Raw genomic sequence first — 24,373 nt, 5'->3', positions numbered from 1 at the left:
TCCCCTCCGGGTACGCTCGACAACACACAGGCTTCACCAGGTGGGAGACCGGACATGGCTGTCGGCAGACGCGTCGCAGGTGTGCTTCCGCTCGCCGGCGCCACCGCCGCCGCAATGGCCCTCGCCGGCATCGCCGTGTTCAGCGTCAGCCAAGCCGGCTGCGCCGAACCCGGCCACTACGTAGAACACAACGGCACGGTCGAACTAGTCGGCAGCTGCCTGGACCCTGGCGAGCTGCCAAGCGCACCGGTGGAGCACAAGACGGACCAGAAGCCGGCGGAACCGGCGTCGCTCAGCGGATAGGTTCCAGGGGTCGGGGCCGGGGTGGGGCCCAGGGGGTGGGGGCGCGATGGTTTGGCTAGGTGGCTGGGTGGCGTTGGCGGCTGCCGGTTGGCGGGGTGGTTGGGCGCCGTGCGTTGGCTAGGTAGCTGAGTGGCGTTGGCGGCTGCCGGTTTCGCGTGGGCGAGGGGCATGAACCCAACCGAGCTGGAACCGGTGCCCGCCAACGCAACTCAGCCACCTAGCCAAAGCGCCGCGCTCCGCAACCACCCCGCCGACCGGCGCCCGCCAACGCAACCCAGCCACGTAGCCAAAGCGCGGCGCCCCCGCCCCCGGGCCCCACCCCGGCCCTGGTCCGCCCCGGACCCGCCTCCCTACTCCATCGCCTGGAGCAGGTCTGCCACCAGGTCCGTGGCGTCTTCGATGCCCACCGACAGGCGGAGGACGTTGCCGTCGATTTGGAGGGGGGAGCCGGTGGTGCTGGCGTGGGTCATGCGGCCGGGGTGTTCGATGAGGGATTCGACGCCCCCGAGGGATTCGCCGAGGATGAAGAGTTTGGTGCGGGAGCAGATGTCGAGCGCGACTTGTTCGCCGCCGGCGACGGCGACGGAGACCATGCCGCCGAAGCGGCGCATTTGTTTGGCGGCGATCTCGTGGCCGGGGTGGTCGGGGAGGCCGGGGTAGTAGACCTTCAGGACCTTGGGGTGGCCGACGAGGGCTTCGACGATGCGTTCGGCGTTGTCGCTGTGGCGTTCCATGCGCAGGGCAAGGGTTTTGGCGCCGCGGAGGACGAGCCAGCTGTCGAAGGGGCTGGGGACGGCGCCGACGGCGTTGCGGAGGAAGAAGAACTTCTCGTAGAGCTCGTCGTCGGACGTGATCAGGGCGCCGCCGACCACATCGGAGTGTCCACCTAGGTACTTGGTGGTGGAGTGGAGGACGACGTCGGCGCCGAGGCCTAGGGGGGACTGGAGGTAGGGGGTGGCGAAGGTGTTGTCGACGACGAGGCGGGCGCCGGCGTCGGCGGCGACCGAGGCGAGCGCGGCGAGGTCGGCGATGCCGAGGAGTGGGTTGGTGGGGGATTCGCACCAGATGAGTTTGGTGTTGGGCTCGACGGCGGCGCGTACGGCGTCTACATCGGACAGATTGACCGAGGTGTACTGGACGCCCCAGAGGGTGAGCACCTTGTCCAGCAAGCGGAATGTGCCGCCGTAGGCGTCGTTGCCGAGGATGACGTGGTCGCCGGGCTTGGTGATGGAGCGTAGGGCGATGTCCGACGCGGCCATGCCGGACGCGAAGACCAGTCCGTGCCGGCCGCCCTCCAATGCGGCCAGCTGATCCTCGAGCGCGGTGCGGGTGGGGTTCGCGGTGCGCGAGTACTCGTAGCCGCCGTCGCGCACCCCGCCGACACCGTCCTGCTTGAACGTGGACGTGGCGTAGATCGGCACGATGACCGAGCCGGTGCGGGGATCGGGTTGCTGCCCCGCGTGAATGGCCCTCGTCTCGAAGCCCCACCGAACGGTGTCATCACCCATGTACCAAGCTTAGGGGTGAGGCTCTAGGTGACCACATGGTGGGATGGATCTACCATCCAGGGCCGGGCTGCTGAGCGAAGCCGTCGTGCCGGGTCGCCGTGGAGCCCTTCAGGTAGCTCAGCGTGGGCGGGAGAATCGCCAGGATCAGCGCGAGCGGCGAGGCGATCAAGGTGATCGCGCTGAACGTCGCCTCGGCGCCGTCGAACTGGAACACGGCCTCGAGAAAGTCGCCGATCTTCAGATCGAGCAGGACCGGGAAGAGCAGGATGCCCGCGATGCCCGCCAGTCCACCGAGGACGAGCACGATGGCGCCGGCCAGCTTGCGGGCGAACACGATCACGGCGCCGATCAGCAGGACCGCGGCGGCGGCGAAGCGGACGATGACGAGGGTCTTGAACTCCCCCGGCCAGTCGCCGAAGCCGAGCCCGTCCGGGACGATCTCGAGGTTCTTGACTGCCGCGACGACGAGGCCGGCCGCGGCGGCGAGCCCGAGCACGGCCGCGATGATCGCCACCGTGGGGTTGGTGCGGCGCTCGGGTTCGGAGTATCCAGCGGGGCCCCCGGGATAGGCGCCCTGCGGTTGCTGCTGGTAACCGTGTTGGTACGACATGTACCCCCCTATATGGACTTGTGGGTGTCCTGTCAGGGCGCTGATCTAACCAGCCCGCGGTCCGGGGTGCGGGCGGTTTGGACAAACAAGAGCCGGGCCCCGGCCGGGTGGCCGGGGCCCAGCTGTCGATCAGGGGAGCACTACCACTGCTGCTGCGGCGGCTGGCCGTAGCCACCGGGCTGTTGCGGCGGCTGGCCGGGACCCTGCGGCGGTTGACCGAGGTTCTGGTGCGGGGGCCACGGGGGCGGCGGCTGACCGTATCCCGGCTGGGGCGGACCGAAACCGCCACCGGGCCGCGGCCCGAATCCACCGGGACCGCCGGGGCCGCCCGGACCGGCGAGCACCGACTCGCCACCGAGGAACTTCTTGGTCTGCGGGAAGAACGCGAGCGCTCCGGCGGCGCCGACGAGGATGCCGGCGATCAGGGCCATGACCGGGAAGTCGATGTTGGTTGCCCCGCCCGTCCCGACGAACCCGAGGATCGCGAAGACCAGCAGCACGCCGCCGGCCGCGGCGGTCACGATGCCGGCGAGCTTGTGCTTCAGGAAGATCAGGATGCCACCGCCGATGGCGCCGAGCCCGCCGACCAGAACAAGAATCGAGCTGATCCGTAGCAGGCCGGGTGACGGCGCCGTCTCCCCGGACAGCCGCTCGGCCTGACTGATCTGCTCGTCGGACAGCCCGCTGAGGGCGTCGGAGATGTCGCTGACGTCGCCGAAGTCGGTCAGCGCCATGATCGCGGCGAGGAGGCCGAGAAGGGCGACGAGGCCGGCGATGCCCCAGGCGATCAGCTGGGTGTTCTGGCCCTGGCCGCCGAACGTGGGGCCCTGGCCGAGGCCGGGCTGCTGGGCGAAGCCGCCGGGCGGCGGGCCGTAGCCCGGGGGCGGCGGGGGCTGGTGGCCGAAGCCGCCTGGCTGCTGCCCGAAGCCACCGGCCGGCGGGCCGTAGCCGGGCGGAGGCGGCTGCTGGCCGGGGAAGCCACCGGGGGGCGACTGCGAGTGGTCGCTCGCGCTGGGTGGCGGGGCGTACGGCGGCTGCTGCGGCGGCAGCGTGCCCGGGGGGACCATCTGGGTCGCGTCGCCCTGACCCTGCTGATCGGGCCGGACGACCTGGGTCCGTTCGACGCCGTCCGCCCCCACCTGCTGGCCGCCCGGGGGCGTCCCGGGAGGCTGCCCGGGCCCGCCGAGCACCTGGGTCGGTCCCGGTGCGTTCAGCGCGGGATTCTGCTCGGGCGGCTGCTGCTGGCCGTGCTGCCCGGGCTGCTGCTCCTGGTTCGGCTCACCTTGCCATTGCTGCGGCTGGCCGCCCTGCCACGGCTGGTTTGGCGGCTGCGGCGCACTCATCAGGTACAACCCCTTCACCTGGGAAATGTCTGCGTCGCGCCAACGCTAGCGGATGGGCCGGGGTTGCGCCGGGAAGGCCCCGCACTTGAGCAGGGAACTACCGACCGGCGAGGAACCCGAGGAGATCCTGGCGGGTCACCACGCCGGCCGGCTTGCCGTCGACCAGCACCATCGCGCCGTCCGCCCCGGACAGCGCCGACATCGCCACGCTGATCTGCTCCCCGGCTCCGATCGTGGGCAGCGGCGGCGACATGTGCTTGTCCAACCGGTCGGCCAGCGCGGCCTTGCCGGTGAACAGCGCGTCCAGCAGGTCCCGCTCGTTGACCGCGCCGACCACCTCGGCCGCCATCACCGGCGGCTCGGCCAGCACCACCGGCATCTGGCTCACCCCGAACTCGCGCAGCACGCCCACCGCGTCGGCCACGGTCTCCGACGGGTGCGCGTGCACCAGCTGGGGCATCGTGCCGGTCTTGCGGCGCAGCACGTCACCGACGGTCGCGCCGGAGTGGCCGGGCGGCAGGAACCCGTAGGACGCCATCCACTGGTCGTTGAACACCTTGGACAGGTAGCCCCGCCCGCTGTCCGGCAGCAGCACGACGATCACGTCGTCCGGGCCGCACCGCTCGGCAAGGCGCAGCGCGGCCGCCGCCGCCATGCCGCAGGAACCGCCGACCAGCAGGCCCTCCTCGCGGGCCAGCCGCCGGGTGACGGTGAACGAGTCGGCGTCGGAGATCGCGATGATCTCGTCGGCGACGGTCCGGTCGTAGGTCTGCGGCCAGAAGTCCTCGCCGACGCCCTCCACGAGGTAGGGCCGGCCGGTGCCGCCGGAGTACACCGAGCCCTCCGGGTCGGCGCCGACGATGCGGACGCGGCCGCCGGACACCTCCTTGAGGTAGCGCCCGGTGCCCGAGATCGTGCCGCCGGTGCCCACGCCGGCCACGAAGTGCGTGATCCGGCCGTCGGTCTGGCGCCACAGCTCCGGGCCGGTGGAGTGGTAGTGGCTGGCCGGGTTCTCCGGGTTGGAGTACTGGTCCGGCTTCCAGGCGCCCTCGATCTCCTTCACCAGCCGGTCGGACACGTTGTAGTAGGAGTCCGGGTGCTCCGGCGCGACCGCGGTCGGGCACACCACGACCTCCGCGCCGTAGGCCTTGAGCGCGTTGCGCTTGTCCTCGCTGACCTTGTCCGGGCAGACGAACACGCAGCGATATCCCTTGCGCTGCGCGACGAGCGCGAGGCCGACCCCGGTGTTGCCGGACGTGGGCTCGACGATCGTGCCGCCGGGCCGCAGCTCGCCGGACCGCTCCGCGGCCTCCACCATGCGCAGCGCGATGCGGTCCTTGACGCTTCCGCCGGGGTTGAAGTACTCGACCTTGGCGAGCACCAGGGGCTGCAGGCCTCTGGTCAACGTGCCCAACCGCACCAGCGGGGTGTTGCCGACCAGATCCATCACGTGCTCGACGTACTCCACCGCAGCTCTCCTTCAAGGGCGGTCATCGGGGCATTGCCCGGCGGCGTCGCGGCCGCACGACGCAACCGTCGCCACCCTATCTAGCGTTTCTCTATACCCCAGCCAGAGCCGCTACCTGCGCCAATATCATACGTCGGGCCACCTGCCCATCCGGCTTGAGCGCCGGTCAAGCCATACGTCAGTTACCGAACTGACAATTTCCTACACCTTGCAAATGGGCACCGCTCGACGATGTTCCAGGCAACGCAGGACTGCGCCAATCGTCCTAGCAGCACTCGGGCGTACGGAGGGAGGACGGCGATGGCGGGGGCGAGGATCGTTCGGACCATAGCTTTCGCCGCCGGTTCGATCGGCGGGTTGTCGGGTGCCGCCTACGGCCTGCTCAACGGCCAGGGCCGGCGCGCTCATTCGATCATCACCGGGCACAGCCACCTTCCGCTCAACGCCGACGGCGTCTACCTGCCGGATGGCGCCGGCCCGTTCCTCACGTCGGACCGCGCCGCGCTGACGTTCGCGATGCTCGGCGACTCGCTCGCCGCGGGCGTCGGCGCCGAGTGCTGTGACCGGCTGCCCGGAGTCCTGCTGGCCAAGGGCCTCGCCGAGGAGGCGGGCCGGCCGGTCCGGCTGGTCACGCACGCGATCAGCGGATCACGGACGCACGACCTGGCCGCCCAGGTGGACCGGGCCCTGATCAACCCGCCCGACCTCGCCCTGGTGATCATCGGCGGGAACGACGTCACGGCCAGGTCCCGCATCGCCACGTCGGCGGTGGTGCTCGCGCACGACGTCGGCCGGCTGGTGGCGGCCGGCACGACGGTCGTCATGGCCACCTGCCCGGACCTCGGCGCCGTCCAGCCCATCCCGCAGCCGCTGCGCGAGCTGACCCGGCGGTTCAGCCTGGCCCTTGCCAGGGCGCAGCGCCGGGCGATGGACCTGATCGGCGTCACCACGGTGTCCCTGGCCGACCTGGTGTCCCCGGAGTTCCAGGCCCGGCCGGACGAGCTGTTCAGCCCGGACCGCTTCCACCCGAACGGGGCGGGCTACGAGTTCGCCGCCAACGTCCTGCTGCACTCGCTGTGCCAGGCGGCCACCCGCGTGACGAAGCGCATGCCGGTCGCGGCTTAGTGCCGCCCGCTATTGAGCGTTAACCTCGGGTTGTCACCGGCAACCGAAGGAGTTCGCCATGCCCGAGGCCGTCATCGTCTCCGCCGCCCGGTCCCCGATCGGGCGCGCCGCCAAGGGCTCCCTCGTCGAGATGCGACCAGACGACCTCGCCGCGCAGATCGTGCGGGCCGCGCTGGACAAGGTGCCGCAGCTCGACCCGGCGGACATCGACGACCTGATGCTCGGCTGCGGGCTGCCCGGCGGCGAGTCGGGGTTCAACATGGGCCGCGTGGTCGCGGTGATGCTGGGCTACGACCACCTGCCCGGCTGCACGATCACCCGGTACTGCTCGTCGAGCCTGCAGACCACCCGCATGGCGTTCCACGCGATCAAGGCCGGCGAGGGCGACGTGTTCATCAGCGCCGGCGTCGAGACCGTGTCGCGCTACGTCAAGGGCAGCTCGGACTCCTGGCCGGACACGCACAACCCGAAGTTCGCCGACGCCGTCGCGCGCACCGCCGCGCGGGCCGAGCAGGGCGCCGACGAGTGGCACGACCCGCGCGCCGACGGGTCGGTGCCGGACATCTACATCGCGATGGGCCAGACCGCCGAGAACCTGGCGCTGACCAAGGGCGTGACCCGCGAGGACATGGACCACTTCGGCGTGCGCTCGCAGAACCTGGCCGAGCAGGCGATCAAGGACGGGTTCTGGGCGCGCGAGATCACCCCGGTCGAGCTGCCCGACGGCCGCATCGTCGACACCGACGACGGGCCGCGGCCGGGCGTCACCTACGAGAAGACCTCGGAGCTCAAGCCCGTCTTCCGGCCCGACGGCCGCGTCACCGCCGGCAACTGCTGCCCGCTCAACGACGGCGCCGCCGCGGTGATCGTCATGAGCGACACCAAGGCGGCTTCGCTGGGGATCACTCCGCTGGCCCGGATCGTGTCCACCGGGGTCTCCGCCCTGTCCCCGGAGATCATGGGGCTCGGCCCGGTCGAGGCCTCCCGCCGGGCGCTGGCGCTGGCCGGGATGTCCATCTCCGACATGGACCTCGTCGAGATCAACGAGGCGTTCGCCGCGCAGGTCATCCCCTCCTACCGGGACCTCGGCATCGACCTCGACCGGTTGAACGTCAACGGCGGCGCTATCGCCGTCGGCCACCCCTTCGGCATGACCGGCGCCCGGATCACCACCACCCTCATCAACTCCCTGCAGTGGCACGACAAGCAGTTCGGCCTGGAAACCATGTGCGTCGGCGGCGGCCAGGGCATGGCGATGGTCCTCGAACGGCTGAGCTAGCTTGCCGCCGACGGAGTTTGCAAGTACCTTGAAAGTATGGGTGCCGCACCTCCAGAGGTCAACTTCTCCGACCTGTCGAACAAGCCGGTCGAGACCGTGCGCAAGCTGCAGCGCTCGCCGACCCGGTCGCTTCGCATCCATCGTCGTGGTGACGAGGAGGATCTGGTCCTTACCACCGCCAGCCGAGCCGCCCAGGTCAATGAGGCCATGTCGGCAACTACGAAGCTCTTTCTGGCGTTGATGGAGCAGCCGCAGGTCGTAACCCTGGTGACTGAAATCCTGCCGGTGGCCTTTCCGTGGGTGAGATTCCTGCCCAAGGAGGTCGTACAGGAGTTTGTGATCGACCTGGTAGGCACGCTGAAAGCGGCGGAGTCTTTGGACAATCCGGCTCCCTTGGCGCAGGTGATTACCGAATGGCGACACACCGCCGAGGTTTATGCCGATCCCGAGGTGCTGGCCGTTCTCCTGCGCCGGGACGGTGAGGACTTTGGTCCGGTGCCGGAGCCGCCAGCGTGAGTCCCAAGAAGGGCGACCGGGTTGCCCCACCCCCGGTCGGTGGCGAGTGGAACATCCGTTTCGCTACCAACGAGGCCGCCAAGGGATGGGAGGAACTCGTAGCGGCGGCACCCGGAAACACACGCCGGGCGTGGGACGTCCTGCGAACAGATCCGGGACCGGGACCCGGCAAACCAACGTCTCGGCACCATCGGCTCAAGGGGCCGCCAGCGGTACGAACATATGGTGGTCGGGAATTTCCGCAGTGGCAGCTCGAGGTGACCAGCGGTGGCCGCATTTGGTATCTGCTCGACCCCGATCGACACACCGTCTGGATCACACTCGCCGGCGTCGGCCATCCCAAGGCAACCGAGTAGAGGTCGAAGAATCAGACGCTGGGCGCTATCCGGGTGGCGGCGGTGATCATGCGGTCGAAGGTGTCGCCGTCGCGGGGGTCGTAAAGGCCGGCGAGGAGTTTGAGGACGAGCTTCATGAGGGTGGTGTGGGGGAGGCCGTAGCGGGTGGCGACGCGCATCACCCGGGGGTTGCCGATGAGGCGGCTGAAGAGGTTGCCGAGGCGGTAGTAGCTGCCGAGGGATTGCTTGAGCGCCAACGGGTAGCCGGCGAGGGCGCGCTCGCGGGCGGGGCCTTCGCGGCGGGCGAGGGCCTGGACGACGCATTCGGCGGCGAGCTTGGCGGACTCCATGGCGTAGCCGATTCCCTCGCCGTTGAACGGGTTGACCATGCCGCCGGCGTCGCCGACGAGCAGCAGGCCGGGCGAGTAGTGCGGGGTGCGGTTGAAGCCCATGGGCAGCGCGGCGCCGCCGACCTTGCCGGCGGCGTTGTGCTCGCGCAGGCCCCACTCCTCCGGCGTACCGTCCAACCAGGACCGCAGGAGCGCACGGTAATCCGTGCTGCCGAAGGCTTTCGACGTGGACAGGATGCCGAGGCCGACGTTCACCGTGCCGTCGCCCATACCGAAGATCCAACCGTAGCCGGGCAGCAGCTTGGGCTCCGCCGGGTCGGAACGGTCCCACAGCTCCAAATGCGACTCGAGGTAGTCGTCCTTGCTGCGCGGGCTGGCGTAGTACCGGCGCACGGCCACGCCCATCGGCCGCGCGTCGTTCTTGTCGATGCCGACCGACAGCGCGAGCCGGGCGGACACCCCGTCGCAGGCCAGCACGATCGGCGCGCGGTAGGTGACCGGGACCCGGTCCGGGCCGGCCTTGGCCGACACGCCGACGACCCGGCCGCTGCGCTCGTCGGTGACGGCGCCGGTGACGGTGGTCTGCTCAAGCACCCTGGCCCCGGCCCGCTGCGCGGTGCGGGCGAGCAGCTCGTCGAAGTCCAGCCGGGGGCGCACCACGCCGTAGGGCGGGAACGTGGCCAGGTCGGGCCAGTCGAGCTCGAGCCGGACCCCGCCGCCGATCACCCGAAGGCCGCGGTTGTGCAGCCAGCCGGCCTCCTCGCGGGTGTCGACGCCGAGATCGATCAGCTGCTTCACGCCGCGCGGGGTGAGCCCATCGCCGCACACCTTCTCCCGCGGGAACCGGCTCTTCTCAAGCACGAGCACGTCGAGCCCGGCCCTGGCGAGGTACGTCGCCGCGGTCGACCCGGCCGGGCCCGCGCCCACCACGATGACCTCGGCGTCCTCCCCCGCCTTCCGCCGGCTGATCGACGTCGTCATGTGGCCACCTTTGTGAAAACGTTCACGAACCCCGCCACCCGCAGTCTAACCCGCTCACCTGCGGTGGAAACGCCGCGCGCCGGTCGAGCGACGCAGAGGTCCACCGCGGTTCGGCCGGTGCTACTGAGGGGACACGACCATGACCGAGCAACAGTTCACCGACAACTGGTCCGAGTCACGCAGGCATCTTCCACCCGTTGGCGGGCTGGGTATCGCCGCCGGAGTTCTGATCGGCCTCGCCACCGTACTCGACGCGGTGTCCACCTGGACGTCCTGGAACGGCTAGCGGGTCGCGAGCGACTACGTCGCCGGAGATCCGGCGGTCACCGACCGGGAGCTCGACGACGCCGACCGGCTCACCTCCGTGGTCGCCTGGGCGGATGTGGCCGTGTTCCTGGTAGCCGCCGGCGCCTTCCTGGTCTGGCTGTGGCGGACCCGCCGCAACGCCGAGACCCTGTGTCAGGCCCGGCACCGCCGCAGCCGCGGATGGGTCGTCGGCTCGTGGATCTGTCCGATCGTGAACCTCTGGTTCCCGTTCATGATCGTCGATGACATCTACCGGGCCAGCCGGCCGGAAACCCCACGCGATCTTGACGACCTGCGCTCGGTGCCCGGATCCCGGCTGCTGGGTTGGTGGTGGGCGCTCTGGCTCGCGGCGTGGTTCGTCGACCGGATCCTGGTCCGGATGTACCGCGACCCGATCACCGTCGACTCGCTGCGCTCGGCCGCCATCGTCGAGACCATCGGCTCCGGGTTGATGATCGGGCGGCCGGGCTGATCATCATGATCATGCGGCGGGTATCCGGGTGGCAGACTGCGCGGTAATGCGTTGCGTTTGGCGTTGATCTCCGATAACGGTGGTAGCGGCAACGCTGACACATTGTGATGCCGGCGTTACGGTTGGCCGAGGAGATTCGCGCGCATGGTGTTGAACGGCTCACTGCCGACCAGGAACCGGTCCCACCTGGCCGGGCATGATCGATTAGCGGCCTTCCTCACCGCCCTGCGGCAGACCCCGATCCCCACCGCGCCGCCGCCGCACGACAGCCACCAGGAGGCGCTCGGGCTGAACCTGCTCGCGCTGGCGCTGCGGCTGGAGCACATCGACCGGATGTCCGAGGCGTTGACGCTGGCCGACTCCACCCACATGGCCCGGTCGGTCAGCGTCGACGTCAACATGAACGTGCTCACCCCGGAGCAGATGACCGCCCTGCGGTCGGACCGGGCCAGCCAGGACTCGATGCCGGCCGCGGTGTGGGTGCCGGTGGCCCGGCAGTCCCGGACGGACATGGCGCCGGTCGTGGTGCGCGACGCCGCCGGGGAGGTGGTGCCGCGCATGACCCAGGTGGAGACCGCGCAGGCGCTGATCCACGGGATGAGCAAGGCGTTCCGGATGTTCCTCTACTCCGACCCGCGCACGGAGATCGGCACCGAGCTGCTGCACGACATCCGGCACGGGCTCAACCGGTCCCGCTGGCTGATCGAGGCGACGATCGCGCACATGATCGACACCGGCGGCCGGCGCCGGGGCCCGGTGCCGGCGCGCTCCGAGCGGCACCGCAAGACCGACTCGGACAGCATCCGGGACAAGGCGGCGCGCGCGATCGTGCAGCTTTTCGCCGAGGACAGCCCATTCTTGAGACTCTTGGACATCGCGGCGTCGGAGTACCTGCTCGTGGTGCAGATCCCGACCGGCTCGTCGCAGGCGTTCCTGCGCTACGACGGGCCGGTGCTGCCGGCCCGGTCCGGCGGCCGGCGCGGGCGCGCCACGATCGCGCCGTGGGCGGCGTTCCAGCATGAGTTCACCGTCCGGTACTCCACGGTCATCCCGCGCGCGGTGAACTCCTACCACGTCACACTCGAGGTGCCGCAGGAGATCCAGGTCCGCCGGTTCTTCCTGACCAGCGACGTGGACGCGCCCGCGCTGCGCTCGCTGATCAACGACATGCGGGCGGTGGCCGAGAGCTACGACCGGCTCAAGGCCGTGTCGCCCAAGCTGCTCGAGCTTGAGCTGCAGGGCATCGTGTCGCGGCTGGCCGAGTTCGGCCGCCGCCGGTACCGCGACCTCGAGTCGTTCATGTCCTACATCGAGGACATCTACTCGACGTTCTCCCGCCGGCGGCCGCGCTTTCCCGCCAGGGCAACGAATCCCGGCCCGGTGTCGGCGGCGCGGAGCCTGGTGCCGCGGCAGCGGATCGTCACCGGGCTCGGGCACCTGTCCCACCAGTACGAGACCGACAACCTGCGCAAGCTCGCCGACGGCCTGATCGGACCGGCCGACCTGCAGCGCTGGGCGGACGCGCTGTCCGACGCGCAGCTGGACATGGACATCTACGTGGACAACGACCCCAGGGAGAACGCCGGCCACGCGCACTGGCAGCGCCGGCCGTTCGGCACGGATCCGCAGTCGGTGGAGCCGGTCTCCGCGACCGTCTACATGGCACTGGTGGACGATCCGCCGTCGCTGGCGTCGAGCGTGTCCAAGCTGCTGCTTGCGGTGCTGGTGCTGGTGGTCGGGTTCGCGGTGGTGCTGCACCCGCAGCTGTTCGACGACATCCCGCTGCTGGGCCAGGTGGGCGACACGCTGGCGCCGGACGGCGAAGGCCGTGGTCCACTCGGCACGGCCGACGCGATCGTGACCATGCTGTTGCTCGTGCCCGGCCTTCTGCTGTCCAGATTGGACATTCCGTCCGGGAAGACCGTGCTCGGCCGCCTGCGGATCTTCCCGCGCTACGTGGCCTACACCTCGGTGATCATCGCCGGGGCGCTCGCGCTGACCGTCGCGTCCGTGCGCAACGACCGGCTGGCCGGACCGTTCGTGATCGCGATCCTGGCCCTGCTCCTGCTGGCCGTGCTGGTCGGGATCGACGGCCTGGCCAAGGCGATCAAGCGGCGCAGCCGCGTCCCGGTGAACCAGGTGAGTCCCAACTGGCTGATCGCCGAGATCCGGCGCGCCCCCCGCAGGCGCGCCCGGTGCGCGGCCAACTTCTCCACGATCGGATCGGGTGACCATGCTTAGCACGACACGTCAGCATCCCGCCCTCGCCTCGGTCGCGGCGCGGGCGGCGAGCGCCGGCAGCCCGACCGTGCTGTTCAACGTGACGCACTTCGGAGCCGGGCCGGAGGCCACGCCGCTGGCGCCGCCGACGGACATCGCCCCGCCGTCGGAGCACGACCACGTGGCCACCGAGACGCTGGCGTTCCACCCGGCGGACGCGGGGTTCCAGGTGCACACCTGGGCGCCGCAGACGCCGAGCAAGCCGGTGGAGGGGGTGTCGATCAGCCGCATCGCGGTCAGCCCGCAGGTCGACGAGCGCGGGCTGTCGTACCACCTCTACCGCGGCAGCATGGTGATCAACCCGAACTTCCTGTACGACCCGGCGCACAGCAGCGAGATCCTGGTCACGCTCGGGCACGACCCGTGGCGGCCGGACTTCGCCGACTCGCTGATGATCGCGCGGGTCTACCACGGGATGACCTCGGCCGCGGTGGCCGGGTCCGCCGACGACGAGGGCGTGCCGGTGCTGTTCCTGCAGTCCCCGGTGGCCCCGTTCCGCGACCCGTCGCCGAAGTTCCGCGGCGACGGCTCCGGCGAGCTGCCGCGGGTGGCCAGCGGGATGGCGCTGCGCATGCTGGTCGGGCTGGACAGCAGCGACCCGCGCAAGCGGATCGCCTTGCTGAGCCGGATCGCCGACCTCGCGCACGAGTACGGGCTCGGCCTGCAGGCGGCGGACCGGAGGTTCGGCCGGGTCCGCGGCGAGTGGTGGTCGGTGATCTCCCCGGACTTCGACAAGTACAAGCGGCGCAAGGAGGAGCTGTTCGACTGGGCGCCGCCGGGGGTGCCGGAGGCGGTGCAGCTCGTCACGTTCGTCGGGCCGGCAAGGGTCGGCTCGTCGGCCGCCATCACCGCCGACTTCGTGGCCCGCAACATGGGCATCCTCGCGGTGTCCGAGGCGTCGCTGCAGGAGATGGCGTTCCTCAACGTGATGGTCCCCATCGCACCGGCGCGAATGAAGGACACCCCGACGGCGGGCACCTGCCTTCCGATCGAGGCCGGCCTCGGGCAGCTTGCCCGCGACTGCGGGCTCACCCGCCGCCAGGAGGCGAGCAAGCCGGTCCCGATCGGCCGCACGGCCGCCACCGACTACCAGGTGCTGAGCACCGGGCCGGTGGCGCCGCGGATCGCCGGCGCGGACGAGTACCCGGTGTGGCTGTCCTGGGCGATCCCGCTCGAGCCCGACGCCGCGGCCCGGCCGCCGGACGTCGCCCAGCTCGCGCTGGCCCAGCTGTGCGCGGCCGACGACCGGGTGACCGGCGGCCGGATCGACTACTACCGGGTGCGGGTGACGCCCGACGGCCGGGTCAAGGGCCGAGCGAAGATCGTCGTGTCGCTGGTGCCGAGCATCGCGCGCACCAGCATCCCCGGGAAGCTGAGCGAGCTGTGCGGGTGGGCGCAGCGCGAGGTGATGGCCACCCTCGTGCGCGACCACGTGCCGCAGCGCTCGATCCTGCTGCGGCTGGCCTGGCGGGAACGCTGGCTCGGCCGCGTCGGGACGGTGATGTAGTAGGGCCCGTTTCATGGATCGTCGGGTGAGTCTCGGCCCGACCGACGGAACCTCGGAGGACCGCGACGGCACCCGGCCACAGTCAACCGGATCTCCGCACCGGTGGCCGGGACGCGACGACAGCGGTTGGTTCCGGAGCGGCGGACCAGTGCCAGACTGGGGGCGTGACTCACGTAGAGGCTTCGGCCAAGCTGTTCGACCGGGCCCGTGCGGCGACGCCGGGCGGGGTCAACTCACCGGTGCGGGCGTTCCAGGCGGTGGGCGGCACGCCCCGGTTCATGGTCCGCGGCGAGGGTCCGTACCTGTGGGACGCCGACGGCAACCGGTACGTGGACCTGGTCAGCTCGTGGGGTCCGATGATCCTCGGGCACGCCCACCCGGACGTGGTGGCGGCGGTGCGGGCGGCCGCGGGCAGCGGGCTGTCGTTCGGCACGCCGACCGAGGGCGAGGTGGAGCTGGCCGAGGAGATCATCGACCGGGTCGCCCCGGTTGAGCAGGTCCGGCTGGTCAACTCCGGCACCGAGGCCACGATGAGCGCGATCCGGCTGGCCCGCGGGTTCACCGGGCGCACCGCGATCGTCAAGTTCGCCGGCTGCTATCACGGGCACGTGGACGCGCTGCTCGCCGAGGCCGGCTCCGGGGTGGCCACGCTCGGGCTGCCGACCACCCCTGGCGTCACCGGGGCGCAGGCCGCGGACACGATCGTGTTGCCGTACAACGACTTGGACGCCGTGCGGGCGGCGTTCGACGAGCACGGGCCGCGGATCGCCGCGGTGATCACCGAGGCGGCGGCGGGCAACATGGGCGCGGTCCCGCCGGACCCGGGGTTCAACGCCGGCCTGCGCGCGATCACCGCCGAGCACGGCGCGCTGATGATCATGGACGAGGTGATGACCGGGTTCCGGGTGTCCGCGGCCGGCTGGTACGCCCTCGACCAGGTGGCCGGCGACCTCTACACGTTCGGCAAGGTGATGTCCGGCGGCCTGCCCGCGGCGGCGTTCGGCGGCCGGAAGGACGTGATGGCCACCCTCGCTCCGGCCGGTCCGGTGTACCAGGCCGGCACGCTGTCCGGGAACCCGGTCGCGGTCGCCGCCGGGCTCGCCACGCTGCGCGGCGCCGAGCCGCAGGTGTACCGCGCGCTGGACGCCCACTCGCAGCGGCTGGGCGCGCTGCTGACCAACGCCCTTTCCGGGGCCGGGGTGCCGCACCGGGTGCAGTACGCCGGCAACCTGCTCAGCGTGTTCTTCACCGAGGCCCCGGTGCGCGACTACGCGGCCGCCAAGGCGTCGCAGACCTGGCGGTACCCGGCGTTCTTCCACGCCATGCTCGAGCGCGGGGTGTACCTGCCGCCGAGCGCGTTCGAGGCGTGGTTCGTCAACGCGGCCATGGACGAGGCGGTGTTCCAGATCATCGCCGACGCGCTGCCGGCGGCGGCCGCGGCGGCGGCAGCGGCGGAGGAGCCTCGGTGACCGAGACGGTCGTGCATTTACTGCGGCACGGCGAGGTGGACAACCCGGACGGCGTGCTGTACGGCCGGCTGCCCGGTTTCCGGCTGTCCGAGCTCGGCAAGCGGCAGGCGCTGACCGTCGCGGAACACTTGCGGGACAACGACATCACCTACGTGGTGGCCTCGCCGCTCGAGCGGGCCCAGGAGACCGGGGCCCCGATCAGCGACTCGCACCGGCTCGACCTGGCCACCGACGAGCGCCTCATCGAGGCGCACAACGTCTTCGAGGGCGACCGGGTCGCGATCGGCGACGGCGCGCTGCGTTCCCCGCGCAACTGGCCGAAGCTGCGCAACCCGCTCCGGCCCTCCTGGGGCGAGCCCTACCTGGAGATCGCCCACCGCATGCTGGCCGCGGTGCACCGGGCGCGCGAGCAGGCCAGCGGCCACGAAGCCGTGTGCGTGTCCCACCAACTCCCGATCTGGACCGTGCGCCGGTTCCTCGAGGGCCGTCGCCTGTGGCACAACCCGACCCGCCGGCAGTGCTCCCTGGCGTCGCTGACCAGCCTGGTGTTCTCCGACGAGCAACTGGTGGCCGTCCGCTACACCGAGCCGGCCGGATCGAGCAGCCCGAAGGTGACCGGCGCATGAGGGGTCTCGTGGCGGGTCTGGTGGCGGGGCTCGCGTTCGGCGTGCTCGGCTGCTCGACCGGCGACGACGCCGTGGCGACCGGCGGCGACTTCCAGTTCGTCTCCCCCGGCGGCCGCACCGAGATCTTCTACGACGGCCCCGACCGCAAGTCGGTCGGCGACATGTCCGGCGAAAGCCTCATGGAGCGCGACAAGCAGATCCGCCTTTCCGACTACGCCGGCAAGGTCGTCGTGATCAACATCTGGGGCTCCTGGTGCGGCCCATGCCGGGTCGAAGCCCCGGAGCTGCAGAAGCTCTACGACCAGACCCGCGACTCCGGCGTCCAGGTCCTCGGCGTCGACGTCCGCGACGAGCAACGCAGCGCCCCCGAGGACTTCGTCCGCGACCGCGGCCTGACCTACCCCTCGATCTACGACCCCCCCGGCCGATCCCTCCTGTCCCTCAAGGGCTACCCGAGGTCCGTCGTCCCGTCGACGATCGTGCTCGACAAGCGGCACCGGGTCGCCGCGGTCTACCTCCGCGACCTGCTGGCCGAGGATCTCCACCCCCTGGTGGAGCGGCTCGCGGCCGAATCCTGAGCCCTGTCTACCCTGGTCGCGTGGACCCCACCGAGCTCGTCACCTCCGGCCCGCTGCTGCTGGCCGGCGGGGTGGCGCTGGCCGCGGGGGTGGTCTCGTTCGCCTCGCCGTGTGTGGTGCCGCTGGTGCCGGGCTACCTTGCCTACCTTGCGGCGCTGGTCGGTGCGGATGCTCCGGCGGTGAGCGAGGGCGAGGCGCCCAAGCGCGGGCGGTCTCGGGTCGTGGGGGCGGTCGGGCTGTTCGTGCTGGGGTTCACGCTGGTGTTCGCGGCGGGGGTGGGCAGCCTGGTGTGGCTGGCCGACGCGTTGGCGGTCAACCAGGATTGGCTGCAGCGCGTGGGTGGCGTGCTGACCATTGCCATGGCGCTGGTGTTCGTCGGGCTGGTTCCGGGGCTGCAGAAGGATTTCCGGGTGCACCGGGTGCCGAACGTCGGGCTGGCCGGTGCGCCGGTGCTCGGGGCGATCTTCGGGTTGGGGTGGACGCCGTGCCTCGGGCCGACGCTGGCCGGGGTGCTGGCGATCGCGAGCGGCACGGGGGGCACGGCGGCGCGGGGGTTCGTGCTGGTATTGGTGTACTGCGTGGGATTGGGGCTGCCGTTCCTGCTGATCGCGGTGGGGGCGCGGTGGGCGGTGCGGGCCAGCGGATGGTTGCGCAGGCACGGGCGGACGATGCAGCTGGTGGGCGGCGGGCTGCTGCTGGTGGTGGGGGTGTTGCTGGTGACCGGGCTGTGGGGGGAGCTGGTCTCGTGGATCCGAAACGGGATCGTCAGCGACACGAGGCTGCCGCTGTGAGGGCTGCCCTGTGATTGCCTTTCTGCGCAACACCTGGCGTGGGCTCACGTCGATGCGGACGGCGCTGGTGCTGCTGTTCCTGCTGGCGCTGGCGGCGATGCCGGGGGCGTTGCTGCCGCAGCGTTCGCTGAACGCGGCCAAGGTGGCCGAGTACATCGCGGCGCACGGGTGGTGGGGGCGGCTGCTGGATCGGCTGCAGTTCTACGACGTGTACTCCAGCGTGTGGTTCTCCGCGGTGTACGTGCTGCTGTTCGTGTCGCTGGTCGGGTGCCTGGTGCCGCGGACGTTCGAGTACGTCAAGTCGTTGCGCGCCAAGCCGGTGATCACTCCACGGAACCTGAGCCGGTTGCCGCACCACACACGGTCCACTGTGGAGCACGGCGTCGACGAGGTGTTGACCGAGGCCCGGACAAGGCTGCGCGGGTGGCGGATCGCCGAGCACGACGAGGGCGGCGGGGCGCGCAGCATCAGCGCGGAACGGGGCTATCTCAGGGAGACCGGCAACCTCGTCTTCCACTTCGCCATGCTCGGCCTGGTCGTCGCGCTGGCCCTCGGCAAGATGTACAACTACGAGGGCCAGGTGATCGTGCTGGCCAACGGCAAGGAGTTCTGCAACTCCGGGACGCTGTCCTACGACTCCTTCCGGCCGGGGCTGCGGGTGGACGGGACGGACCTGACCCCGTTCTGTGTCAAGGTGAACGGGTTCTCCGCCAGGTATCTGCCCAACGGTCAGGCGGAGAGCTTCGTGGCCGACGTGGAGTACCAGTCCGGCCCGGACCTGGAGTCGGGCACCTGGCGGCCCTACCGGTTGGCGGTCAACGATCCGCTGCGCACCGCGGGCGACCGGGTGTACCTGCTGGGCCACGGGTACGCGCCGACGTTCACCGTGACCTTTCCGGACGGTCAGCGGCGCACGAGCACGATCCAGTGGCAGCCGGTCGATCAGGTCACGCTGCTGTCTGCGGGGGCGAACAAGCTGGATCGGCCGGGCGTCACGGACCCGGCCGAGAGCCGGCAGACCCAGCTCGCGATCACCGGGCTGCTCGCGCCGACCGCGGTGTTCCGCGGAACCCTGCTCGACTCCGGGTTTCCCGACCTGCTCAACCCCGCGGTCGCCGTGGACGTGCTGCGCGGCGATCTCGGCCTCAACTCCGGCCGGAGCCAGTCGATCTTCGAAGTCGATCGGTCCATGGTGGACCGCGGCCGGCTCAGCCGGGTCGCCCGCGCGAACCTCAAGCCGGGGCAGGAGATCCGGCTCGACGACGGCACGACGGTCCGGTTCGACCGGGTCGAGCAGTGGGTGTCGCTGCAGGTGTCGCACGATCCGACCCAGGTCTGGGTGCTGGCCTTCGCCCTGCTGCTGATCGCCGGGCTGGGCACCTCGCTGGTGGTCAAGCGCCGCCGCCTGTGGGTTCGGGCCACCCCGGCGGCGAGTGCCGATGATCAGGGACGTACCGTTGTCGAGGTCGGCGGCCTTGCCCGCACGGACCGGGCGGGCTATGGGGAGCAGTTCGATCGGCTCGCGGCCGAGCTGGTGCGCCGGAAGGAGAGCTGATGCCGGTCAACGAGGCTCTGTCCACCTACAGCGACTGGACGTACGGTGCCGCGGTCGCCATCTACGTGCTGGCCATGGTGTTCCACTTCGTCGAGCAGGCGATGCAGCGCACCACCGCGCCGGCGGAGGCCGAGGTGCTCGTCGGCGCGGGCGGCCCGGAGCTCGACGGGCGGCACCGTGACGTTGCGGTGCCACCGCGGTCCCGGCCTGGCCGGGCGGAGCGGTTCGGCCGCATGGCCGTCTCGGCGACCGTGCTCGGCGCGCTGGTGCACCTGGCCTCGCTGGTGCTGCGCGGGCTGGCCGCGGAGCGGGTGCCGTGGGGCAACATGTACGAGTTCGGCTCGGTGCTCTGCCTCGGCGCGGTGGCCACGTGGCTGGTGCTGCTGCGCCGGTTCCCCGTGCGCCACCTCGGCGGCTTCGTGCTCGCCCCGATCGCCCTGCTGATGTTCCTCGGCGGCACTGTCCTCTACACCGCCGCCGCACCGGTCCAGCCGGCGCTGCAGTCGTACTGGCTGGTCATCCACGTGTTCACGGTCGCAACGTCCAGCGGCGCGCTGCTGGTGCCCGGCGTGGCCAGCCTGCTGTACCTGATCAAGGTGAACCCGGACCGGTTCGCCCGGCTGGCCCCGAGGCTGCCCGGCGCGGAGACCCTCGACCGGGTGGCCTACCGGATCACGATCATGGCGTTCCCGGCGTACACGCTGGCGATCATCTTCGGGGCCATCTGGGCGGAGGCGGCCTGGGGCCGGTTCTGGGGCTGGGACCCCAAAGAGACCTGCGCGTTCGTCGCCTGGGTCGTCTACGCGGCGTACCTGCACTCGCGGGCCACCGCCGGCTGGCGGGGCAGCCGGGCCGCGGCGATCAACACGCTTGGCTTCGCGGTCATGGTGTTCAACCTGTTCTTCATCAACCTGGTGATCTCCGGCCTGCACTCGTACGCCGGTCTGGGTTAGCCCCGTTCGACCGCAACCATCGCCAAGCGACTACCGTCGTACGCGGAGCTTCATCGGTAGTGCATTGGGAGGACCCCAGCGGTGAGCGGGCGCCAGGACGAGACACACGACTTCGGGCCTTCGCCCACACCCTCACATCTGGAAGAGGAGAGCAAGACCGACGCCACGGCCCATCCCGTGCCGCCGCAGCCCAGCGGCCAGCAGTCGGGCCCCTACCAGGTCCCGCCCGAGCAGTCCGGACCGCACTCGGGGCCGTACTCGGTGGCCGGTCCGCACTCCGGGCCGTACTCGGTCGGCGGTCCGCACTCCGGCCCGTACTCGGTCGGCGGTGGCCCGTCCGGTCCGCAGCACGTCGACCCGGCCACCTCCGGCGGCTACCCCGTGCCGCAGTACCAGCCGGGCTACGCGCCGGTCCCGGGCGCCGGTTACGCCCAGTACCAGCACCGGCCGGGTTATACCCCGGCCCAGCAGCCGCCCGGCCGCGGCCCGGTGCACGCCGACGAGCTGTCCTCGTCCCGGCTGATCAAGCAGGGCAAGCGCAAGCCGCAGTCGGGCTGGCGCAAGGCCGTGTTCATCGCCAGCGGGCACCTGATCAACCCCGGCGAGGCCCCCGCCGACCTGCGCCGGCGCGAGCTGATCGCCAGGGTGAACCAACCGTTGCGGGGCTGCTACAAGATCGCGATGCTGAGCCTCAAGGGCGGCGTCGGCAAGACCACCACGACCACCACGCTCGGCTCGACGTTCGCCTCGCTGCGCGGCGACCGGGTGATCGCGGTCGACGCCAACCCCGACCGCGGCACGCTCAGCCAGAAGATCCCGCTGGAGACCACTGCCACGGTCCGGCACCTGCTGCGCGACGCCGACCGGATCAAGCGGTACAGCGACATCCGGGCGTACACCTCGCAGGGCCCGAGCCGGCTGGAGGTGCTGGCCAGCGAGCAGGACCCGGCGGTGTCCGAGGCGTTCAGCGAGGACGACTACCGCCGCACGATCACGCTGCTCGAGCACTTCTACAACATCGTGCTCACCGACTGCGGCACCGGACTGATGCACTCGGCGATGAAGGGCGTGCTCGAGCTGGCCGACACGCTGGTCGTGGTGTCCTCCGGCTCGGTCGACGGCGCCCGCAGCGCGTCGGCCACCCTGGACTGGCTGGACGCGCACGGCTACCGGGACCTGGTCGCGCGCTCCGTCGCAGTGATCAACTCGGTGCGGCCGAAGTCGGGCTCGGTCGACCTGGACAAGCTCGCCGCACATTTCGGGTCGCGCTGCCGGGCGGTGTGCCGCATCCCGTTCGACGAGCACCTCGAGGAAGGCGCCGAGATCGAGTTGGACCGGCTGCGCCCGGAGACTCGGATGGCGCTGCTGGAGATGGCGGCCACGGTGGCCGACGGGTTTCCCAGCGAGCTGCGCGGGCGGTGACGGGGGTCAGGCTGGCGGCGGCTTCTTGTCGTCGTCCGGGCGCGGCTTGCGCTCGCCGAGCCGCCGCAGGAACTCCGGATCGTCGTCCGGAGCGACGGACCTGCTGGTGCGACGCGGGCTCACGCTCGCAGGACGGGCCACGAACGCTCGCCACAGCAGCACGATGACGGCGATCGCGCCGATGGCAGCGAGCAGATACAACATCGATTGCCACCTCCCTGAGGATCTGGCATCGAGATTAACCCGTTTGTCGGGTTTGTGTGGCGGGGGTGATAGAGCCTGAACCGAGCCGCCGCTCAATCGCGGCTTGGCGGCGTGGTCGCCTCGGTCGTCAGCTCGGCCAGGAGGGCCTTGACCTCGGACTCGCGGAACCGGCGATGGCCGCCGGGGGTTCGGATCGAGCCGATGCGGCCCGCGGTGGCCCAGCGCGTCACGGTCTTGGGATCCACTCGGAACAGGGCCGCGACCTCGCCGGGGGTCAGCAGCCGCTCGCCGATGTGCGCTCCTGCGGTCACCTCGTGCCTCCTGGCCTGTGAGGGCTCCCGGTTTCCGGGGCCCGAGCGCGTAAATCAGGTGCATCGTCGCATCTCGCCCGTCAGGTACTCGAACGGTTGTCCGGAGGTAAAGAGGTAGTAAGGGACAAATCGGCTGCTTCGGACATGCGCCGGTGGGCCTACGCTATCCCGCTGTGGACGCCGTCGATCGCAAGATCATCGCCGAGCTCCGGCTCAACGGCCGGGCCACGTACGCCGAGCTGGGCCGCCTGGTCGGGCTGTCGGCGTCGGCGGTGCACGAGCGGGTGGGCAAGCTCGAGGCCAGCGGGGTGATCACCGGGTACCACGCGGTGGTGGATCCGCGCGCGGTCGGGCTCGGGGTCACCGCGCTGATCGGAATTCACCCGACCGATACCGCCGACGACGAGGACGTGGCCGCCGCGCTGAGCGAGCTGCCCGAGGTGGAGTCCTGCTACGCGGTGGCCGGCGACGACGCGTTCGTGATCAAGGTGCGGGTCCCGACCGTCGACGAGCTGGAGCACACGCTCGGCCGGCTGCGCCGGATCGGCGGCGTCGCCCGGACCCGCACGACCGTGGTGCTGTCCACCCGGTTCGAGGGCCGGCCCCATACCGCCGAGTAAATTGCAGACCATGCAGCCGAACGCCCACCTCGGCCGGGACCTGGCCCTGTACAGCCTGGCCAGGGTCGGGCTGGTCGCGGCAAGCACGGCGGTGCTGATGCTGTTCGGGGTCCCGTTCCTGGTGAGCCTGGCGGTGGCGGTGGTGGCCGGCTTCCCGATCGGCATGCTGCTGTTCCGCGGCCTGAACCGCAGGGTGACCGACGGCCTTGCCGCACGGGGCGCCGCGAAGCACGCCGAGCGGGAGCGGCTGCGCGCCGAGCTGCGCGGCGAGACCCCGCCGGAGGGATCGCCGTGACGGCCGTCGACCGATGTAGCGAGTCGACGAGGGACTGGGTGTGCAACGCCATCCGGCTCATCGAGGCCGACGCCAACCGCAGCGCGGACACCCACCTGCTGTCGTTCCCGCTGCCGGCGCAGTGGAACGTCGAGCTGTACCTCAAGGACGAGTCCACCCATCCGACCGGCTCGCTCAAGCACCGGCTGGCCCGGTCGCTGTTCCTGTACGCGCTGTGCAACGGCTGGATCGTCGAGGGCACGCCGGTGATCGAGGCGTCGTCGGGGTCCACCGCGGTCTCCGAGGCCTACTTCGCCCGCATGCTGGGCCTGCCGTTCATCGCGGTCATGCCGAGCACGACCAGCGCGGAGAAGGTCGAGCTGATCGAGCGGCAGGGCGGAGCGTGCCACTTCATCGACGAGCCGAGCCAGATCTACGAGGAGTCCCGCCGGCTGGCCGCCAAGCTCGACGGGCACTTCATCGACCAGTTCACCAACGCCGAGCGGGCCACGGACTGGCGCGGCAACAACAACATCGCCGAGTCGATCTTCGATCAGATGGCCTGGGAGACGCACCCCGAGCCGCTCTGGATCGTGGTCGGGGCGGGCACCGGCGGCACCAGCGCCACGATCGGCCGCTACGTCCGCTACCGGCGGCTGCACACCAGGCTGGCCGTCGTCGACCCGGAGAACTCGGTGTTCTTCGACGCATGGCGGGACGACGAGCCGGACCTGACCAGCTGCGCCGGGTCTCGGATCGAGGGCATCGGCCGGCCGCGGGTCGAGCCGTCGTTCATCGGCGAGGTGATCGACCGGATGATCAAGGTGCCGGACGCCGCGTCACTGGCCACGATCCGGACCGTCGAGCGGGTCCTCGGCCGGCGGGTCGGCGGGTCGACCGGCACCAACCTGTGGGGCGCCTTCCAGCTCGTCGCCGAGATGAAGGCCGACGGCTGCGCCGGGAGCGTGGTCACGTTGCTGTGCGACGGCGGCGAGCGGTACGCGCACACCTACTTCGACGACGCCTGGCTGGCCGCGCACGACCTGGACCTGGCGCCGTACCAGCGAGTGCTCGAGACGTTCCTGACCACAGGGGACTGGCTGTATTGATAGCTCAGGCTGTGCTTGTTAGCTCGGGCAAGGCCGCCGGGCGCCTCGGTGTTTTCTAGCTCGGGCAAGGCCGCCGGG

General features: G+C 70.9%; 24 protein-coding genes and 1 pseudogene. 18 read left to right on the top strand and 7 right to left on the bottom strand.

Annotated elements, in window-relative coordinates; genetic code table 11:
- Window positions 1-54: 54 nt before the first annotated feature.
- Window positions 55-303, top strand: a complete 249-nt coding sequence (locus VGX25_RS02695) for a hypothetical protein (RefSeq protein ID WP_326915947.1) — start codon at window positions 55-57, stop codon at window positions 301-303.
- Between the two features lie 350 nt (window positions 304-653).
- Here VGX25_RS02695 and VGX25_RS02690 read toward each other — a convergent pair whose 3' ends face one another.
- The 4 genes from VGX25_RS02690 to VGX25_RS02675 form a co-directional block, all read right to left on the bottom strand.
- Entirely contained in the window at window positions 654-1,811 is a 1,158-nt protein-coding gene (locus VGX25_RS02690) for a cystathionine gamma-synthase (protein ID WP_326915946.1), read from the bottom strand.
- A 49-nt stretch (window positions 1,812-1,860) separates the two neighbouring features.
- Window positions 1,861-2,421: a hypothetical protein gene (locus tag VGX25_RS02685; RefSeq protein WP_326915944.1), complete on the bottom strand. Its 561-nt coding sequence runs from the start codon at window positions 2,419-2,421 to the stop codon at window positions 1,861-1,863.
- 140 nt (window positions 2,422-2,561) lie between these two features.
- Entirely contained in the window at window positions 2,562-3,764 is a 1,203-nt protein-coding gene (locus VGX25_RS02680; protein ID WP_326915943.1) for a hypothetical protein, read from the bottom strand.
- Window positions 3,765-3,861: 97 nt separating this feature from the next.
- The gene (locus tag VGX25_RS02675; protein ID WP_326915942.1) at window positions 3,862-5,232 is read right to left on the bottom strand and encodes a cystathionine beta-synthase; all 1,371 of its coding nucleotides are present in this window, start codon (window positions 5,230-5,232) and stop codon (window positions 3,862-3,864) included.
- 300 nt (window positions 5,233-5,532) lie between these two features.
- Here VGX25_RS02675 and VGX25_RS02670 point away from each other — a divergent pair, with 300 nt between their 5' ends.
- The 3 genes from VGX25_RS02670 to VGX25_RS02660 are packed head-to-tail and all read left to right on the top strand — an operon-like array spanning window position 5,533 to window position 8,152.
- Window positions 5,533-6,357: an SGNH/GDSL hydrolase family protein gene (locus VGX25_RS02670; protein ID WP_326915940.1), complete on the top strand. Its 825-nt coding sequence runs from the start codon at window positions 5,533-5,535 to the stop codon at window positions 6,355-6,357.
- Window positions 6,358-6,415: 58 nt separating this feature from the next.
- Window positions 6,416-7,636: an acetyl-CoA C-acetyltransferase gene (locus VGX25_RS02665; protein WP_326915939.1), complete on the top strand. Its 1,221-nt coding sequence runs from the start codon at window positions 6,416-6,418 to the stop codon at window positions 7,634-7,636.
- A 36-nt stretch (window positions 7,637-7,672) separates the two neighbouring features.
- The gene (locus tag VGX25_RS02660) at window positions 7,673-8,152 is read left to right on the top strand and encodes a hypothetical protein (RefSeq protein WP_326915938.1); all 480 of its coding nucleotides are present in this window, start codon (window positions 7,673-7,675) and stop codon (window positions 8,150-8,152) included.
- Between the two features lie 367 nt (window positions 8,153-8,519).
- Here VGX25_RS02660 and VGX25_RS02655 read toward each other — a convergent pair whose 3' ends face one another.
- The gene (locus VGX25_RS02655) at window positions 8,520-9,818 is read right to left on the bottom strand and encodes a geranylgeranyl reductase family protein (protein WP_326915937.1); all 1,299 of its coding nucleotides are present in this window, start codon (window positions 9,816-9,818) and stop codon (window positions 8,520-8,522) included.
- Between the two features lie 139 nt (window positions 9,819-9,957).
- Here VGX25_RS02655 and VGX25_RS02650 point away from each other — a divergent pair, with 139 nt between their 5' ends.
- The 11 genes and pseudogenes from VGX25_RS02650 (at window position 9,958) to VGX25_RS02600 (ending at window position 21,777) form a co-directional block, all read left to right on the top strand.
- A complete protein-coding gene (locus VGX25_RS02650) occupies window positions 9,958-10,104 on the top strand; it encodes a hypothetical protein (protein WP_326915936.1) in 147 nt (48 codons plus the stop codon).
- Window positions 10,105-10,146: 42 nt separating this feature from the next.
- A pseudogene (locus VGX25_RS02645) lies at window positions 10,147-10,596 on the top strand (DUF4328 domain-containing protein); the annotation flags it as partial.
- 144 nt (window positions 10,597-10,740) lie between these two features.
- Complete coding sequence (locus VGX25_RS02640) at window positions 10,741-12,837, top strand: hypothetical protein (protein WP_326915935.1); 2,097 nt, start codon at window positions 10,741-10,743, stop codon at window positions 12,835-12,837.
- Window positions 12,824-14,383 carry a hypothetical protein gene (locus VGX25_RS02635; RefSeq protein ID WP_326915933.1) on the top strand — a complete coding sequence of 520 codons (1,560 nt, stop codon included), beginning with the start codon at window positions 12,824-12,826 and terminating at the stop codon, window positions 14,381-14,383. Before VGX25_RS02640 ends, VGX25_RS02635 begins: the two co-directional genes overlap by 14 nt.
- Window positions 14,384-14,547: 164 nt before the next feature.
- A complete protein-coding gene (hemL, locus tag VGX25_RS02630) occupies window positions 14,548-15,852 on the top strand; it encodes a glutamate-1-semialdehyde 2,1-aminomutase (RefSeq protein WP_326915931.1) in 1,305 nt (434 codons plus the stop codon).
- Window positions 15,849-16,478 (top strand): histidine phosphatase family protein, encoded by a 630-nt coding sequence (locus tag VGX25_RS02625; protein ID WP_326915930.1) that lies wholly within the window; start codon window positions 15,849-15,851, stop codon window positions 16,476-16,478. The genes hemL and VGX25_RS02625 overlap by 4 nt, the downstream gene beginning before the upstream one ends.
- Window positions 16,475-17,056: a TlpA disulfide reductase family protein gene (locus VGX25_RS02620; RefSeq protein ID WP_326915929.1), complete on the top strand. Its 582-nt coding sequence runs from the start codon at window positions 16,475-16,477 to the stop codon at window positions 17,054-17,056. Before VGX25_RS02625 ends, VGX25_RS02620 begins: the two co-directional genes overlap by 4 nt.
- A gap of 20 nt (window positions 17,057-17,076) precedes the next feature.
- Window positions 17,077-17,847 carry a cytochrome c biogenesis CcdA family protein gene (locus tag VGX25_RS02615; protein WP_326915927.1) on the top strand — a complete coding sequence of 257 codons (771 nt, stop codon included), beginning with the start codon at window positions 17,077-17,079 and terminating at the stop codon, window positions 17,845-17,847.
- 52 nt (window positions 17,848-17,899) lie between these two features.
- Window positions 17,900-19,402, top strand: a complete 1,503-nt coding sequence (gene resB / locus VGX25_RS02610; RefSeq protein WP_326915926.1) for a cytochrome c biogenesis protein ResB — start codon at window positions 17,900-17,902, stop codon at window positions 19,400-19,402.
- Window positions 19,402-20,355, top strand: coding sequence for a c-type cytochrome biogenesis protein CcsB (ccsB, locus tag VGX25_RS02605; protein ID WP_326915925.1), 954 nt, complete (start codon window positions 19,402-19,404; stop codon window positions 20,353-20,355). The genes resB and ccsB overlap by 1 nt, the downstream gene beginning before the upstream one ends.
- An 81-nt stretch (window positions 20,356-20,436) precedes the next feature.
- On the top strand, window positions 20,437-21,777 hold the full coding sequence (locus tag VGX25_RS02600) for a MinD/ParA family ATP-binding protein (RefSeq protein ID WP_326915924.1): 1,341 nt from the start codon (window positions 20,437-20,439) through the stop codon (window positions 21,775-21,777).
- 6 nt (window positions 21,778-21,783) lie between these two features.
- Here VGX25_RS02600 and VGX25_RS02595 read toward each other — a convergent pair whose 3' ends face one another.
- Together VGX25_RS02595 and VGX25_RS02590 are read right to left on the bottom strand one after the other, a co-directional pair.
- Window positions 21,784-21,981, bottom strand: a complete 198-nt coding sequence (locus VGX25_RS02595) for a hypothetical protein (protein ID WP_326915923.1) — start codon at window positions 21,979-21,981, stop codon at window positions 21,784-21,786.
- Window positions 21,982-22,073: 92 nt separating this feature from the next.
- Entirely contained in the window at window positions 22,074-22,292 is a 219-nt protein-coding gene (locus tag VGX25_RS02590; RefSeq protein WP_326915921.1) for a BldC family transcriptional regulator, read from the bottom strand.
- A 173-nt stretch (window positions 22,293-22,465) separates the two neighbouring features.
- On the opposite strand from VGX25_RS02590, the gene VGX25_RS02585 reads away from it, so the two are divergent.
- The 3 genes from VGX25_RS02585 to VGX25_RS02575 are packed head-to-tail and all read left to right on the top strand — an operon-like array spanning window position 22,466 to window position 24,295.
- The gene (locus VGX25_RS02585) at window positions 22,466-22,912 is read left to right on the top strand and encodes an Lrp/AsnC family transcriptional regulator (protein ID WP_326915920.1); all 447 of its coding nucleotides are present in this window, start codon (window positions 22,466-22,468) and stop codon (window positions 22,910-22,912) included.
- Between the two features lie 10 nt (window positions 22,913-22,922).
- Complete coding sequence (locus tag VGX25_RS02580; protein WP_326915918.1) at window positions 22,923-23,207, top strand: DUF4229 domain-containing protein; 285 nt, start codon at window positions 22,923-22,925, stop codon at window positions 23,205-23,207.
- The gene (locus tag VGX25_RS02575) at window positions 23,204-24,295 is read left to right on the top strand and encodes a PLP-dependent cysteine synthase family protein (protein ID WP_326915917.1); all 1,092 of its coding nucleotides are present in this window, start codon (window positions 23,204-23,206) and stop codon (window positions 24,293-24,295) included. The genes VGX25_RS02580 and VGX25_RS02575 overlap by 4 nt, the downstream gene beginning before the upstream one ends.
- Window positions 24,296-24,373: the final 78 nt, after the last annotated feature.

Origin of the sequence: Actinophytocola sp. (assembly GCF_035942955.1) — a bacterium.
Taxonomy (GTDB): Bacteria; Actinomycetota; Actinomycetes; order Mycobacteriales; family Pseudonocardiaceae; genus DASYTH01.
This window is presented reverse-complemented; position numbering and strand designations above follow the sequence as displayed.

Bases quoted from the DNA above. Each gene is read 5' to 3' on its own strand.
- VGX25_RS02670 (WP_326915940.1), top strand. From the start codon at position 5,533: ATGGCGGGGGCGAGGATCGTTCGGACCATAGCTTTCGCCGCCGGTTCG.
- VGX25_RS02660 (WP_326915938.1), top strand. From the start codon at position 7,673: ATGGGTGCCGCACCTCCAGAGGTCAACTTCTCCGACCTGTCGAACAAG.
- VGX25_RS02665 (WP_326915939.1), top strand. From the start codon at position 6,416: ATGCCCGAGGCCGTCATCGTCTCCGCCGCCCGGTCCCCGATCGGGCGC.
- VGX25_RS02685 (WP_326915944.1), bottom strand. From the start codon at position 2,421: ATGTCGTACCAACACGGTTACCAGCAGCAACCGCAGGGCGCCTATCCC.
- VGX25_RS02580 (WP_326915918.1), top strand. From the start codon at position 22,923: ATGCAGCCGAACGCCCACCTCGGCCGGGACCTGGCCCTGTACAGCCTG.
- VGX25_RS02680 (WP_326915943.1), bottom strand. From the start codon at position 3,764: ATGAGTGCGCCGCAGCCGCCAAACCAGCCGTGGCAGGGCGGCCAGCCG.
- VGX25_RS02640 (WP_326915935.1), top strand. From the start codon at position 10,741: ATGGTGTTGAACGGCTCACTGCCGACCAGGAACCGGTCCCACCTGGCC.
- VGX25_RS02655 (WP_326915937.1), bottom strand. From the start codon at position 9,818: ATGACGACGTCGATCAGCCGGCGGAAGGCGGGGGAGGACGCCGAGGTC.
- VGX25_RS02595 (WP_326915923.1), bottom strand. From the start codon at position 21,981: ATGTTGTATCTGCTCGCTGCCATCGGCGCGATCGCCGTCATCGTGCTG.
- resB (WP_326915926.1), top strand. From the start codon at position 17,900: ATGCGGACGGCGCTGGTGCTGCTGTTCCTGCTGGCGCTGGCGGCGATG.
- VGX25_RS02690 (WP_326915946.1), bottom strand. From the start codon at position 1,811: ATGGGTGATGACACCGTTCGGTGGGGCTTCGAGACGAGGGCCATTCAC.
- VGX25_RS02650 (WP_326915936.1), top strand. From the start codon at position 9,958: ATGACCGAGCAACAGTTCACCGACAACTGGTCCGAGTCACGCAGGCAT.
- VGX25_RS02695 (WP_326915947.1), top strand. From the start codon at position 55: ATGGCTGTCGGCAGACGCGTCGCAGGTGTGCTTCCGCTCGCCGGCGCC.
- ccsB (WP_326915925.1), top strand. From the start codon at position 19,402: ATGCCGGTCAACGAGGCTCTGTCCACCTACAGCGACTGGACGTACGGT.
- VGX25_RS02620 (WP_326915929.1), top strand. From the start codon at position 16,475: ATGAGGGGTCTCGTGGCGGGTCTGGTGGCGGGGCTCGCGTTCGGCGTG.